Here is a 13,828-nt window from a genome sequence, read left to right as displayed (position 1 = left end):
GGCCCCTGACCGCCGACAGATAGGGAAAAAAGAGGCCGGACGCACGGGACCGCGCCCCCGAGTCGCGCCCGGCCGTCCATCAGGAATTGAAGCGACTACCCGGCAAAGCGATCCGCCCAATGGCGGCGGCCGAATTAAAATCCATAATGAAAACGCGCCATGCGCCTTTCGGGCATGACCGCCCTATTGGCGACATCCCTCCCAAATGAAACAGAGGCGGCTTCCCGGCCCCGCTCTTCACCTCCCCTTCCTGTGTGAATAATTGTGACAATCCTGTGAAGCACATTGTCTTGAACTGTTTTTTTCAGGTATACAGATAACAATTAATTCCATTGGAGTCCTCTATGAGCAACGACATGACCATCAGCAAATATCTTGACCCGAAGGAGCTTGCCGCCTTCTTCCGCGAACTGGCCGATGCCGTCGAAAACGGCGGACATGACGAGTTCGCCTGCGTGGACGATTTCCGCAAGATCAAGATCGGCGTGAAGAACGAATACGGACAGATCAGCCTCAAGGCCAAGTTCAAGGCAGCCAAGCCCTGTACGGAGGAGGTCGTCGGCGAAGACGGGCAGCCAAAAAAGCCCAAGTACAAGGCCCTCAAGAAGCGTATGCGCTCCAGCTTCAAGATACTGCTCAAGATGATCCACGACGGCAGCGTGCCGCCCCAGGAGGCCGTGGACGCCTTCCTGGCCGACTCGGCTCTCATGGTCACATACCCCGGCTACGGGGACGAATATTACGAAAGCTACACGGCCGCCTGCGCGGAGTTCAAGGCCGCCTATGAATCCGGCGACCTGGAACGGATGCACGCCGCCGTGGACGCCCTGGTCCATGAAAAGGGGCGTTGCCACGCCAAATATGACTGAAACACCCGACCCGGAACGACGCCCATGAAACTCATCAAGAACGACCCGAAGGCCTGCGACTGCCGTGCCTTCCCGGCCCACATCGACGAGGAAATCACCGAAGCCGACCAGGCGCGGTTCTTCGCCGTGGTCTCCACGGACCTGGAACCGTGGCAGGTGGAGCAGGTGGTCACCCCTCAACAGGTCCATGTCCGCCAGGAGGCCCTGCTGGCCGTGCACTGGCACCCGGAATTCGTGCCCATGGAGCATATCCGGACCCGGGTGGACGCCATGTTCCCCAACCGCACGGACGAACTGCTCATCCCCACCCAGCACAACCAGCTCATGAGCTGGGACGGCTACACCGGGGTGGAGGTGGACTGCTTCTCCTCCGGCTTCAACCGAAAGGTGCAGCTCCTGCTGCATTTCACCAACGAGCGGGTCGCGGACGCGGGCGTGCTCAAGTCCATGCTGGCCCACACCTTCAAATACCGTTCGGGTCAGCTCTTCGACTTCATGCACACCATCACCAAGCCCGACGAGGCCCGCATCGAGCGCGCCGCCAAGGCGACGGGAGCCGATCAGGAACTTATCGATTTCGTCCGGATCAACGTCTCCAAGGTGGAGCGTCTCCTCGACGAGCACTGGACCGATGTCCCGCGCCTGTCGGTCAAAAACAAGCTGCTGCGCAACTGGTTCGACGCCATGCGGGGCGAGCTCGGCGACAACGCCGTGGACCGGGTCCAGGCATACCTCAAGGTCGTCAAGAAGCTGGTCAAGGAGGGTTTCGACCTGTCCTTCTTCTACCGGGCCAGCGAGGTCATCGAGGAGGTCCGGTCCCTGGGAGGCTGCATCGTCATCCCCCACCCGGAGCAATTCTGGCCCATCCTGCTGCGCGACTACGACGTGGACGGCATCGAGGTCTGGAACCCCCAGTCGCAGGAATACACCGAATTTCTCATTTCCGTGGTCAACGAACAGAACGGCCGACGCGCCTCGGGCAGGGACAAGCTCATCTTCATGGGCGACGACTGCCACATGGGCGAGAAGACCAAGCCTCTGGAGCAGCAGGATTCGGACAAGGCGGCCCGAGAAATCGGCCTTCAGCCCGCCTGGGACGACCTGCGCATCCGCAAGAAGCTCATCATCAACAACATCTCCAGACGTTCGATCATCAAAGAATACAAAGCCCGCCTGGCGGGATAGGCAGGCAAGGACACCCCATGGCAGAAGAAAAATTCGTATTCGATTCGCTCCAGGACTGTGATACCATCAAGAACTTCCTCGAAGCCCTCATCGAGGGATTCGAAAAACATTCCATAGACCTGTCCACCAACGGCAACGAGATTCATCTCGAACCCCAGGGCCTTCTCAACTTCACGGTCAAGGCCAAGAAGAAAGGGACGGAAAACAAGCTCTCCATCAAGGTGACCTGGAAGGAATCCACATCCGTCCAGGCGTCGGAAAACGCCTTCCTCAAGGTTCGCTGAGCCCATGATTACATTCGAAGGACTGGGCGAGAACTTCAAGTTCATCGTCTACGAGGTGGAAAACCAGGCCCGCTCCACGCAGAAGTTCATGGACGCCCCTTCACGCAAGCGGTACGCCAAGATCACCTCGCGAGACGACTACATCGACAACCTCAAGACGATCATCGAGAACAAGTGCTATTCGCGCATCCACTCGGACCGGACCTTGGACAAGCGGCAGCTCAACAAGATCCGCGCCATCCAGGTCATCTGCGTGAACCTCGAAAAGATCGCCGACTATTTCGTCAACATCGTCAAGCAGATGCAATATCTCGACGATCAGTCCTTCGTGCAGCGCTACGGCTACACCGAGGTCTTCGAGATCATCCTTGACCGGCTGGGGAGCATCCTGGATTCCTTCGACAACGAGGACATGTCCAAGGCGCTCTACATCTGCAAGGCCGAGCCCCTGCTCGACGACGTGTACAAGGTCCGCTTCGACCGGGTCATGAACGAAATGGGCATGGGCCGCGATGCCCAATCCCTGATTACGGTGCTGTTCATCTTCCGATACTTCGAACGGGTGGGCGACGCGCTGCTGAACATCGGCGAGGCGATCATCTTCTCCCTTCTGGGTGAGCGCATCAAGATCGAGCAGTTCGAGGCGTTGCAGCAGACCCTGAGCAAATCCGGATTCAGCGACTCTTTTTCGGACATCGACTTCAGCGCCATCTGGGGCACCCGCTCCGGCTGCCGCATCGGCAAGGTCGAGACCCGCGAAAGCGAGCTAACGCCCGAGGAAAAAAAGCAGGGCTCCATCTACAAGGAAGGAAGCCTGGAAAAAATCCGCAAGGAACGCGAGTCCATCCAGCGCTGGAAGCAGATATTCCCCAACCTGGTGGCCGACATCTACGGTTTCCACGAGGACGCCGACAAGGGGTCCATGCTGGTGGAGTTCCTCAACGGCTGCACCCTGGACGAGGTCATCCTCTCGGGCGATGCCGAGCTGGTCCGCAACGCGCTCTTCATCCTGGAAAACACCCTGCTGGAGACCTGGGGCACCACCATGGTCCGCCTGCCCATCAAGACCAACTACATCCGGCAGATCCAATCCCGGCTGGAAGGCGTGCTCCAGACCCATCCCCAGTTCTGGCGCGACCCCAAAAGCCTGGGCTCCTCGGAGGTCGCCTCCACCAAGGCCCTGCTCGAAGCCTGCGCGAAACTCGAAGACGAACTGGAAGCGCCGTTCTCGGTGTTCATCCACGGCGACTTCAACATCAACAACGTGGTCTACAACCACGAGGCCCAGCAGATTCACTACATCGACCTGTACCGTTCGCGCGACTTCGACTACATCCAGGACGCATCGGTCTTCCTGGTGTCCAACTTCCGCGTCCCCATCTTCGACAGCGCGCACCGCGCCCGCCTCAATTCGGTCATCGAGCAGTTTTACAAATTCATCCTCCAATTCGCCCAGCGCCACGACGACCACACGGTTCAGGCGCGGCTGGCGTTCGCCCTGGCGCGGTCCTTCTACACTTCCACACGGTTCGAGCTGAACTTCAAGTTCGCCAAGGAAATGTACAACAGGTCCATGTTCCTGCTGGAAAAGATACACCAATTCCGGGGCGGGGCATGGGAGCGGTTCTCCCTGCCCGAAGACGTCCTCTACTACTAGGCAACCAAGGAGCCTTTTCGTGAAGATAGGAGTCATAGGCATCGAAGGAGGCTGGTCCTCGGAAAAGCTGGCGGACACCGTGGCCGAGAAAACCGGCGGCGAACGCGTGCTCATCAACATGGAGGACGTCCGCCTGGACCTGCCGTCGGGCAACGCATACTACAACGGGCACACCCTCAACGACTTCGACGCCCTCATCATCAAGAAGATCGGCGCGCGCTATTCCCCGGACCTCCTGGACCGGCTGGAGGTACTTCGCTACCTGCACGAGAAGGGGCTTCGGATATTCAGCTCGCCCTACTCCATCCTGCGCGCCCTGGACCGGCTGTCCTGCACCATCTCCCTCCAGCTCAAGGACATCCCCATGCCGCCCACGACCATCACCGAAAGCGTGGACCAGGCCATGACGGCGCTGGAGAACTACGGTGAAGCCGTGTTCAAGCCCCTCTACACCTCCAAGGCGCGCGGCATGTTCGTGCTGAAGAACGGTCCCGACGCCAGAGCGGCCATCGAGGAGTACCGGACCGAGCACCCGATCATGTACATCCAGAAGACCATCGACCTGGGCGACCTGGACCTGGGCATCGCCTTCCTCGGCGGCGAATATCTGACCACCTACGCCCGGTGCAAGACCAACGGGGCGTGGAACACCACCACGGCCTCGGGCGGCAAGTACAGGAGCTACGAGCCCGCCCCCGAGATCATAGAGCTGGCCCGTCGGGCCCAGGCCAACTTCAACCTCGACTTCACCTGTGTGGACGTTGCCATCACCGACGACGGCCCATACGTCTTCGAGGTCTCCGTGTTCGGAGGCTTCCGGGGCATCCAGGAAACCAGCGGCATCGACGCGGCCGCGCGCTACGTGGACTACGTCATGGAGAAACTGAAATGAAACTGACCGGCACGACCCGCAGGGAACTGGCCGAGGCCGTGAAGACGGCACGCCCCGCCTCCCGCACACTTTTCCTCGACCTCGGCGGCTGCCGCATCCGGGTGGACAGTTCCTCGGACGAACTCAACGACGCCCTGGCCGACTACTTCAAGGAATTCGTCGCCGAGAGCGGCGATTCCGCCATCGTCGTCTCGGCTCACGAGACCCCGGCCCCGGAGTCCGATCTCGACTTCAACGTCAAGCAGCCCGATCCCGGCAAGACCAAGATCAAGGAAGAATGGATCGACCTGCCCGGCGGCCGGGTCGTGCGCAAGCGGCTGACCGGAATGCACTTCATCTTCGGCGAGGGCGAAAACGTGGCCGTGGGGCCGTGCCTGGAGAACTCCAACCAGGTCATCAATTTCATCAACAACAGGTTCATCGAATGGAAGCTCAACCGGGGCGGATTCCTGGGGCACGCCGCGGGCGTCCGTTCGGGCGAGCGCGGCATCTCTCTGGCCGGATTCTCGGGCGCGGGCAAATCCACCCTGGCCCTGCACCTCATGAGCAAGGGCACTATCTTCGTCTCCAACGACCGGATCATGGTTGAGAAGAACGGCGAGGGGTTGTTCATGTACGGAGTGGCCAAACAGCCCCGCATCAACCCCGGCACCGCCCTGCACAACCCGGACCTGTGCCGCATCGTGGAGCCGGACCTGCGCGAACGCTTCCTGTCCATGCCGCCGGACGAGCTGTGGCAACTTGAACACAAATACGACGCCCTCATCGACGAATGCTACGGACCGGGCCGGTTCGAACTGCGCTGTCCCATGAACGGCCTGGTCATTCTCAACTGGAAGCGCGAAGACCTGCCCATGCGCGCAAGCCTCGTGGACCCGAGAGAGCGCAAGGATCTCCTGCCCGCGTTCATGAAGTCCACGGGCCTGTTCTATCTCCCGGACGATCCGGCGCGAAGCGGCGACCCCGACGAGGACGCCTACGCCGATCTCCTGGCCGGAGCGGACCTCATAGAAATCTCCGGAGGCATAGACTTCGACCGAGCTTCCGAGGTATGCTTGCATTACATGAAAACCGGCCTTCTCCCAACCGATTGATGGAGCGGACATTGCGCATTCGAGTCACCAGGAACGTCACCATTCCCGATCCCCGCAAACTTGAGCAGTTCAGGCGAGCCCCCGAACTCGGTCCGTCCGTGCTCTTCTTCAGCGGCGGCTCGGCCCTGCGCGACACCTCCCGGGAACTGATCCGCTACACGCACAACTCCATCCATCTCATCACCCCCTTCGACTCGGGCGGCAGCTCGGCGGTCATCCGCCGGGCCTTCGGAATGCCCGCCGTGGGCGACATCCGCAACCGGCTCATGGCCCTTGCCGACCAGTCCGTGAAGGGCAACCCCGAAATCTACAGCCTCTTCACCCACCGCCTGCCCAAGGAAGCGGAAAACGAGTTCCTGCGCGGGGAGCTCGACGCCATGGCCACGGGCGTGCATCCCCTTGTCCGGCGCATCCCGGACCCCATGCGCAAGCTCATCCGGAACCATTTCTACGAATTTCTTGACCGTATGCCCACGGACTTCGATCTCAGGGGCGCGAGCATCGGGAATCTGGTCCTGACGGCGGGCTATCTGTCCAATCGCCGCCAGCTCGACCCGGTCATCTATCTTTTCTCCAAGCTGGTCCAGGTCTGCGGCGTGGTCCGTCCCACCGTGAACAAGGACCTGCATCTGGCAGTCCGCCTGGCCGACGGTCAAACCATCGTGGGCCAGCACATGATTACCGGCAAGGAATCCGCGCCGATAACCTCGCCCGTGGAAGACATCTGGCTGACTCCTTCCCTGGATTCCGACGAAAAAACCCACACCGCCATCCGCAACAAGATCAAGGACTGGATCGGCAAGGCGGACCTCATCTGCTACCCGCCGGGCAGCTTCTACTCCAGCGTGGTGGCCAATCTGCTGGCCGACGGCGTGGGCAAGGCCGTGGCCTCCAACACCTGCCCCAAGGTGTTCATACCATCCACCGGGGCCGACCCCGAAACAACAGGGATGTCCGTGGCGGACCAGGCGGAAGTCCTCTGCCGCCATCTTTCGGCCGATGCCGGGAGCACGGACGCCGAAGTCCTCGGATACATTCTGGTGGATTCGAAAAACGGCGAATACGCGGGGGGCATAGGAAAGGACCGGCTGAAGGCAAACGGCTTCACGGTCATCGACGGGCCGCTCGTCACCGAGCGGAGCGCTCCGTTCCTCGACGGACACGCAATAAGCGAATTTTTGCTGTCGCTTTGCTGACGGCCAACCGAAAGGAGGTTGCGAACGTGGAAAAGCAGAAACTCAGCGTCAAGAAGGTCCTGGAGTACAAGGACGCGGTGTCCTACATCGAAGACATCGCCAAGAGCTTTCGATCCGGCACCATCGTGCTGGAGAGCGGCGAGGAGCAGGTGGTCATGAAGCCTTCGGCCCAGGTGGCCGTCAAGGTCGAGGCCAAGGTCAAGAACGACAAACAGAAGATCGGCTTCGAGCTGAGCTGGAACGATACGTCCGAAACCGATCTGAAAATCGGCGACACCGTTCACGCCGCCCCGGCGGTGCAGCCCCAAGGCGGCGCGCCCGCCGTCAAGCCCGAGGCCCAGGCTCCGGTCGCCAAAGAACCGGCCATGCCACCGGCAAAAAACGCGGAGGCAAAGCAGCCCGCCGTGCCCGAATCCAAGGTCCCGGCCAAACCCGAGCCCAAATCCGAACCCGCGCCAAAACCCGAGGCCAAGCCTGCATCCGCGGCCAAGTCCGCGGCCCCGAAGGCCGCTACCGGCAAAAGCCCGGCCAAGGCGGCCAAAAAGAGCGCGGCGAGAAAGCCCACCGCCAAGAGACCGGCCAAATCGGCCGGAAAGAAATAACACCGTCACTGCAAATTGCGGAGATCAAGACAATGGCTGAAACACAAGATCAATCCTTTGAGTGGAACGAGGTGGCCGACCTGTTCGGCATCGAAGAGGAAAACCCCGACCTGGTCGAGGCCGAACGGGATCGCATTCTCGAACGGATCAACTCCCTGACCGACCGCTACGGAAGGGAATACATCATCAAGAAGATAACCCTTCAAACCACGCACTAGGCGAGGCTTCGGGGATAATGCGCACTATCGCGGTGCTGAACCAGAAGGGGGGCGTGGGCAAGACGTCCACTGCCGTGAACCTGGGGGCCGCCCTGGCCCGGCAGGACCAACGCGTGCTGCTGTTGGACCTCGATCCCCAGGCGCATCTGACGTACTCGTTGGGCATAATGGCCCACGAGCTGCCCCGGACCGTCAGCGCGGTCCTGATGCGTGAATGTCCCACAGGCGCAGTGACCATGGAGGTCGGCCCGCTACACGTGGTGCCCGCCTCCGTGGCCCTGGCCGGAACCGAGGTCGATCTGGCCTCCGCCGAAAAACGCGAATCCCGCCTGCGCGACGCGCTTTCCACCGTCTCAGGCTACGACTTCGCCATCCTCGATTGCCCGCCCAACCTCGGTATGCTCACTCTCAACGCCATGGTAGCCGCCGGGGAGCTACTCGTCCCGGTGCAGCCCGAATTTCTGGCCCTGCAATCCCTGGGAAAACTCATGGAAACGGTCAAGGTCATCCGCAAGGGCTGGAACCCCGCCCTCGCCCTGACCGGCATTCTCATGACCCGATATCAGCGCACCAAAAAGCTCAACCGCGAAATCCGACGCAAAATCAGGGACTACTTCGGCGACGCCCTCCTGGAAACGACCATCCGTGACAACATTTCCCTGGCCGAGGCACCCAGCTTCGGCAAGGATATCTTCACCTACAAACCCCGCAGCCACGGGGCCGCCGATTATCGGAATCTGGCCCTGGAACTGCTCCGCAGAGGTGCCCCATGAGCGACGAGAGACTCGGGACCAATCCTCTTGATTGGGTCACGCCCGATGCCGCGCCCGACGCGGCCCGCCCCTCCGGCAAAACCACGCGAACCACGCCCCCATCAGACAAGGGGAAAACCGACGGACCAGCCGCCGCACCGCGAAAAGGACTGTTCAGCCCCGTCGGAACCGAAAACGAGGAGGATACGATGGGCAAAGGCAAAATCAAGATCAAGCAGACCATGGACACGCCCCAGTTGGCCGCCTATCTCAAGGACCTGGCCGACTCCCTCGAATCCGGCGTCATACGCGCCGAAAACGAGGAGGGAACCCTTGTCCTCAGCGTGCCCGACTCCATGCAGGTAGAACTCAAGCTCGCCCGCAAAAAAGACAAGGCCAAATGCGAAATCGAGCTCGAATGGCTCGATGACGGCTCCCGGATCGACCCGATCAAAATCTCCGGCGAATAACGCCCCGGACAATGTGATTGAACGCGGCCCCGCACCTGTGCGCGGCCGCGTCTTTTTTTTTGCCTCCGGCGGCGGGGGGATGGGGTGGAAAAACCCTTTGAAATGGGTTCTTTCCTCCCCTTCCCCCGGACCCCCATCCCCTTCTTTTCCCAAACTTTTTATCGCCGCTTCGCGGACGGAAATCTCCGACACGCCCTGTTCTATGCATTACGGATGGCCCGGATTCCCCCAACCTGGAGCGATTCGAGGGGGCAAAGCCCACCCTCGACAGCGGCTCTCGCGCTGGCACGCCGTAACGCCCCCACGCTCCTCCCCTCTTCACCCAACCTGGAGCGATTCGAGGGGGCAAAGCCCCCCTCGACAGCGGCTCTCGCGCTGGCAAAATGTAAGGCTTTCGAGAGTGGGTCGGATGTGCATTTTCCGAAGGGGGCTTTCACCGCAGCGTAGCCTTCTACGTGAGGATGAAAGCCCCCTTCGGAAAATGTGCAGACGGCCCGCTATCGGAAGCCGACGACGCGCGCCGAAACAAAAAAAAGGCCCCGGAAAACCGGGGCCTCTTTTTTGTTTCGGGGCGCGCTACTACTTGATGAAGAGCATTTCCTGGTAGCTGGGAAGAGGCCAGAGATCGTCGGCCACGATGCCTTCGAGGCTGTCGGCCACTTCGCGAATGGCGAGCATGGCGGGCAGGGTCTTGTCGACCTTGTAGCGGGCGTCTTCCTCGGGGGAATCGAACTCGTCCTTGGCGATGATCTCTTCCAGCGTCAGAATGTTCTGCTGCAGGTCGCGCAGCTTGTCGGTGACTTCCTGAAGCAGGATGGTGCGGGGCTCGATGCCTGCGGCCTTGATGGACGCGGCGACCTGAGCCAGCTCGCCCTGGTAGCGGATGGCGGCGGGCAGGATGATCGTCTTGGCGATCTTCACGACCAGCAGCGACTCGGTGAGGATGTGCTGGTTGTACTGCTCGTGGTAGATTTCGTAGCGGGAGTGCAGTTCATCCTTGGACAGGACGCTGTACTTCTCGAAGACCTCGACCACATCTTTCTCGATCATGGAGGGCAGCGCATCCGGGGTGGTCTTCAGGTTGGGCAGGCCGCGCTTGGCAGCTTCCTTCTGCCATGCATCGGCATAACCGTCGCCATTGAAGATCACGTGGCCGTGCTGCTTCATGATGTCCTGAAGGACCTTCTGGCAGGCAGCCTTCAAACCGGCCTTCTTGCCGCCGGTGATCTTGAGGATCTCTTCGGTGACGAAGTCCAGGGAGTCGGCCATGATGGTGTTCAGAGCGACCTGAGCGCCGGCGATGGACTGGTTGGAACCGACAGCGCGGAACTCGAAACGGTTGCCGGTGAAGGCAAACGGGGAGGTGCGGTTACGGTCGCCGGAATCCATGGGCAGGGGAGGCAGGGTGTCGACGCCCACTTCAAGGCAGCCCTTGGACTTGCAGCCCTTGAGGTCGCCCAGCTCGATCTGGTTGAAGATCTCGGCCAGCTCGTCGCCCAGGAAGACGGAGATGATGGCCGGAGGCGCTTCGTTGGCGCCCAGGCGATGGTCGTTGCCTGCGGAGGCGACCACGGAACGGAGCAGCTTGGAGTATTTCTCGACGGCACGGATGGTGGCCGCGGTGACCGCCAGGAACTGCATGTTCTCGTGCGGGGTCTTGCCCGGAGCGTACAGGGAACCCTGGGTGGCGGTGGAGATGGAGTAGTTCAGGTGCTTGCCGGAACCGTTGATGCCCGCGAAGGGCTTCTCGTGCAGGAGGCAGGCCATGCCGTGCTTCTTGGCCACGGCCTTCAGGGTAATCATGACCATCTGGTTGTGGTCGGTGGCAAGGTTGGACTGCTCGTAGACCGGAGCGATCTCGAACTGGCCGGGAGCGACCTCGTTGTGACGGGTCTTGACCGGCACGCCCAGCTTGTACAGCTCACGCTCGACCTCCATCATGAAGGAGAGCACGCGGCGCGGGATGGCGCCGAAGTAGTGGTCGTCCAGCTCCTGGCCCTTGGAGGGCTTGGCGCCGAACAGGGTGCGTCCGCAGACCATCAGGTCGGGACGGGCAAAGAAAAAGTTGCGGTCCAGCAGGAAATATTCCTGCTCCGGACCGGCGTTGGACACGACCATGGAGCCGTCGTCCGTGCCGAAGACCTTGAGGAAACGGCGGCCGGCCTTGTTCAGGGCCTGATTGGAGCGCAGCAGCGGAGTCTTCTTGTCCAGGGCGTGTCCCTTCCAGGAGACGAACGCGGTGGGAATGCACAGGAAGGTGCCGTTGGTGTTCTCAAGGATGTAGGCCGGGTTGGTCACGTCCCAGGCGGTGTAGCCGCGGGCTTCAAAGGTGGCGCGCAGGCCGCCGGACGGGAAGGAGGAAGCGTCGGGCTCGCCCTGGATCAGCAGCTTGCCGTCGAACTCGGCGATGGCGCCGCCCTCGCCGTCGGGGTTCAGAAAGCCGTCATGCTTCTCGGCGGTCAGGCCGGTCAGGGGGTAGAAGACGTGAGTGTAATGAGTCGCGCCCTTGGACATGGCCCATTCCTTCATGGCGGCGGCCACGGGACCGGCCACGGACGGGTCCAACTTCTCGCCGGTCATCTTGGTGTTCATCAGGGACTTGTAGACTTCCTTGGGCAACATCCCCTTCATAACCTTGTCGGTGAAGACATTGGAACCAAAAATCTCGGCCGGAGAGGTCTCCGCGAAATTCAGCGGCTCGATGCTGGGTTTGTAATTGGTCACCGCATTGATCGCGTTCTGACGAGTCTGATATCCGCTCATGTAATGCTCCTTCAGGCAATTGGATGTGGGTTTTCCGGCGTCCGGCCGGCCAAAGGGCGCCTGACCCTTGTTGTCTAGACGCCCTCTGTACCAAGTTGTATGCCAAACAGAAAAAAACCCGTATATTCAAAAAGATACGTCGAATCACTATTTCGGCCGCGCGAAATTTACTACGAAAATGTAGTTTTTCACCCTTTTTTCGGCCATCCGGCATAACAAATTTGCAAAAAAAATTCCGTTTTCACACAACCCCGTCATTTAGCTGGGGAAGTCTCTTACGGAATTGGCAAGTGTAACAGACCGTAACCACGGGCGTTTTGGCGGACGCAAACGGCTATTTTGGGGTCGCCGGGGAAAAAGCACAAAAATGGCATCACGGACCGCTCGATGTGTAAACGGAGATGGGTCAAAACGGAGCCGGGGAAATAAATTCCAGGGGAACGCGAGTGACGGGATGGCGGAACCGCAGAAGCGAGGCATGGAGCTTGAGTTGGCCGGGACCAGTGCCGGTGCCGTAAAGCCGGTCGCCGACGATAGGAAAACCGAGGCCCTTCTTGTGGGCTGAATGCAGACGAAGCTGGTGGGTCCTGCCGGTGTTCGGCTTGAACTCGACGCGGGTACGGCCGTTCTCCACGCCGAGGTTTCGCCAGCGGGTCACGCCAAGCTTGCCGTTCACGGGGTCATAGACCTGATACGGACGGTTGTCCGGGTCCAAGCGGAACTTGAGTTCGATGACTCCGCCCGATTCGGCGACAACGCCGTCTATAAGGGCGATGTACCGCTTGCCCACCAGCCGGTCCATGAACTGCATGGACAGGTCGCGATGGGCCTCCGAGGTCAACGCCAGGGCGAGCAGTCCGGAGGTATCCTGGTCAAGCCGGTGAACGGAGGGCTGGTCGATGCACCCGGGCCGCATGGCCTTGAGCCGGGTGGCGACGCTGTCCTGATTGGCCTCGCCCTTTCCGGGCACGGACAACAGGCCGGACGGCTTGTCGACCACCACCACGGAGTCGTCCTCGTAAACGATGTTCAGCCCTTCCGATATGGTCATGCGTCCTCCAGGCCGCAGAGCATGAAGCCGAGGATGCGACCGCACTTGTCCAGGCAGGACGTGTAGAACCGGCCGTGCTCTTTCGAACCAGACCTGTTTGTCCTGCCAAAATAGAATTCAGCGAGTCCCAGCGGCGTCAGGCCGTTGAGGGCGGCCCAGCCGAGCAGCTTGGGCGCGCAGCAGTCGCCCGTGCCCGTGGGCGGATTGCCCTCCGGGTACACAGCCTTCGGCAGGGGCGCGATCCCGCCCCGGAAGTTGGGCAGCCTGTACATGGCGTGGATCTCTCGCATGAGCGCGGCCGAGGCCTCCCGGCGACGGCGAATGAGCGAATCGCGGCCGGGCGATCCCTCGGGCAGACCGGCGATCTCCCTGCCCATGGCCTTGATCCGTTGCTCGGCCTCGCTGGTCTCGCGCCGGAACCGGGCCGTGTCCAAAAGCGGCGGAACCCATCCCTCCACTTCCCATATGGAGTTGTACTGGCCGGAGAAGGCTCTGAGAACAAAGGTCGCGCCCGAGTCGTCCCGGGCCGCAAGCACGCCGAACATCTGGCCGCCGGCCTCTCCGTGGAGGTAGTCCGTGGAAAACCTCGGGTCGGGCTCGGGGGCGTCGAAATCGATACGCCCTTCGCGCTCCATCCGTTCGAACAGGTCGAGAGCGGGCCCGCGCGCCGGGCCGACCGGAAGGACGTGCTCCCGATCGCAACGGGCGCACCTGCCCCGGCAGGCGACTGCGGGGTCGAACTCCCCGGTGAAACGGATGGGTGTGGGTCTCATAATAAATAAAAACGCCCCGTCG

14 protein-coding genes are annotated in these 13,828 nt (G+C 61.2%); 11 read left to right on the top strand and 3 right to left on the bottom strand.

Annotation, left to right across the window (positions count from 1 at the left end):
* Positions 1-344 precede the first annotated feature (344 nt).
* The 11 genes from LF599_RS03180 to LF599_RS03130 are packed head-to-tail and all read left to right on the top strand — an operon-like array spanning position 345 to position 9,219.
* On the top strand, positions 345-869 hold the full coding sequence (locus LF599_RS03180) for a GAK system XXXCH domain-containing protein (protein WP_279522264.1): 525 nt from the start codon (positions 345-347) through the stop codon (positions 867-869).
* Between the two features lie 24 nt (positions 870-893).
* Positions 894-2,054: a hypothetical protein gene (locus LF599_RS03175; RefSeq protein ID WP_279522263.1), complete on the top strand. Its 1,161-nt coding sequence runs from the start codon at positions 894-896 to the stop codon at positions 2,052-2,054.
* Positions 2,055-2,071: 17 nt separating this feature from the next.
* Positions 2,072-2,338 carry an amphi-Trp domain-containing protein gene (locus tag LF599_RS03170; protein ID WP_269942814.1) on the top strand — a complete coding sequence of 89 codons (267 nt, stop codon included), beginning with the start codon at positions 2,072-2,074 and terminating at the stop codon, positions 2,336-2,338.
* Between the two features lie 4 nt (positions 2,339-2,342).
* Positions 2,343-3,995 carry a PhoU domain-containing protein gene (locus LF599_RS03165; protein WP_279522262.1) on the top strand — a complete coding sequence of 551 codons (1,653 nt, stop codon included), beginning with the start codon at positions 2,343-2,345 and terminating at the stop codon, positions 3,993-3,995.
* A gap of 19 nt (positions 3,996-4,014) precedes the next feature.
* The gene (locus LF599_RS03160) at positions 4,015-4,887 is read left to right on the top strand and encodes a GAK system ATP-grasp enzyme (RefSeq protein WP_279522261.1); all 873 of its coding nucleotides are present in this window, start codon (positions 4,015-4,017) and stop codon (positions 4,885-4,887) included.
* On the top strand, positions 4,884-5,981 hold the full coding sequence (locus LF599_RS03155; RefSeq protein WP_279522260.1) for an HprK-related kinase B: 1,098 nt from the start codon (positions 4,884-4,886) through the stop codon (positions 5,979-5,981). The genes LF599_RS03160 and LF599_RS03155 overlap by 4 nt, the downstream gene beginning before the upstream one ends.
* Positions 5,982-5,992: 11 nt before the next feature.
* Complete coding sequence (locus LF599_RS03150; RefSeq protein WP_279522259.1) at positions 5,993-7,177, top strand: GAK system CofD-like protein; 1,185 nt, start codon at positions 5,993-5,995, stop codon at positions 7,175-7,177.
* Positions 7,178-7,203: 26 nt separating this feature from the next.
* Positions 7,204-7,779: an amphi-Trp domain-containing protein gene (locus tag LF599_RS03145; RefSeq protein WP_279522258.1), complete on the top strand. Its 576-nt coding sequence runs from the start codon at positions 7,204-7,206 to the stop codon at positions 7,777-7,779.
* Between the two features lie 32 nt (positions 7,780-7,811).
* Complete coding sequence (locus LF599_RS03140) at positions 7,812-7,997, top strand: hypothetical protein (RefSeq protein WP_279522257.1); 186 nt, start codon at positions 7,812-7,814, stop codon at positions 7,995-7,997.
* A 17-nt stretch (positions 7,998-8,014) separates the two neighbouring features.
* Positions 8,015-8,770, top strand: a complete 756-nt coding sequence (locus tag LF599_RS03135) for a ParA family protein (protein ID WP_279522256.1) — start codon at positions 8,015-8,017, stop codon at positions 8,768-8,770.
* Positions 8,767-9,219 (top strand): amphi-Trp domain-containing protein, encoded by a 453-nt coding sequence (locus LF599_RS03130; RefSeq protein ID WP_279522255.1) that lies wholly within the window; start codon positions 8,767-8,769, stop codon positions 9,217-9,219. Before LF599_RS03135 ends, LF599_RS03130 begins: the two co-directional genes overlap by 4 nt.
* Before the next feature lie 579 nt (positions 9,220-9,798).
* Here the strand turns inward: LF599_RS03130 and LF599_RS03125 are convergent.
* The 3 genes from LF599_RS03125 to LF599_RS03115 form a co-directional block, all read right to left on the bottom strand.
* Entirely contained in the window at positions 9,799-11,982 is a 2,184-nt protein-coding gene (locus tag LF599_RS03125) for a glutamine synthetase III family protein (RefSeq protein WP_279522254.1), read from the bottom strand.
* 406 nt (positions 11,983-12,388) lie between these two features.
* A complete protein-coding gene (locus tag LF599_RS03120) occupies positions 12,389-13,033 on the bottom strand; it encodes an RluA family pseudouridine synthase (RefSeq protein ID WP_279522253.1) in 645 nt (214 codons plus the stop codon).
* Positions 13,030-13,806 (bottom strand): hypothetical protein, encoded by a 777-nt coding sequence (locus LF599_RS03115; protein ID WP_269942808.1) that lies wholly within the window; start codon positions 13,804-13,806, stop codon positions 13,030-13,032. The genes LF599_RS03120 and LF599_RS03115 overlap by 4 nt, the downstream gene beginning before the upstream one ends.
* Between the last annotated feature and the right edge of the window lie 22 nt (positions 13,807-13,828).

Source organism: Pseudodesulfovibrio thermohalotolerans (assembly GCF_021353295.2).
GTDB lineage: Bacteria > Desulfobacterota > Desulfovibrionia > Desulfovibrionales > Desulfovibrionaceae > Pseudodesulfovibrio > Pseudodesulfovibrio thermohalotolerans.
This window is presented reverse-complemented; position numbering and strand designations above follow the sequence as displayed.

Coding starts and splice junctions, on each gene's coding strand:
- LF599_RS03135 (WP_279522256.1), top strand. CDS start 8,015: ATGCGCACTATCGCGGTGCTGAACCAGAAGGGGGGCGTGGGCAAGACG.
- LF599_RS03155 (WP_279522260.1), top strand. CDS start 4,884: ATGAAACTGACCGGCACGACCCGCAGGGAACTGGCCGAGGCCGTGAAG.
- LF599_RS03170 (WP_269942814.1), top strand. CDS start 2,072: ATGGCAGAAGAAAAATTCGTATTCGATTCGCTCCAGGACTGTGATACC.
- LF599_RS03180 (WP_279522264.1), top strand. CDS start 345: ATGAGCAACGACATGACCATCAGCAAATATCTTGACCCGAAGGAGCTT.
- LF599_RS03130 (WP_279522255.1), top strand. CDS start 8,767: ATGAGCGACGAGAGACTCGGGACCAATCCTCTTGATTGGGTCACGCCC.
- LF599_RS03140 (WP_279522257.1), top strand. CDS start 7,812: ATGGCTGAAACACAAGATCAATCCTTTGAGTGGAACGAGGTGGCCGAC.
- LF599_RS03125 (WP_279522254.1), bottom strand. CDS start 11,982: ATGAGCGGATATCAGACTCGTCAGAACGCGATCAATGCGGTGACCAAT.
- LF599_RS03120 (WP_279522253.1), bottom strand. CDS start 13,033: ATGACCATATCGGAAGGGCTGAACATCGTTTACGAGGACGACTCCGTG.
- LF599_RS03115 (WP_269942808.1), bottom strand. CDS start 13,806: ATGAGACCCACACCCATCCGTTTCACCGGGGAGTTCGACCCCGCAGTC.
- LF599_RS03165 (WP_279522262.1), top strand. CDS start 2,343: ATGATTACATTCGAAGGACTGGGCGAGAACTTCAAGTTCATCGTCTAC.
- LF599_RS03175 (WP_279522263.1), top strand. CDS start 894: ATGAAACTCATCAAGAACGACCCGAAGGCCTGCGACTGCCGTGCCTTC.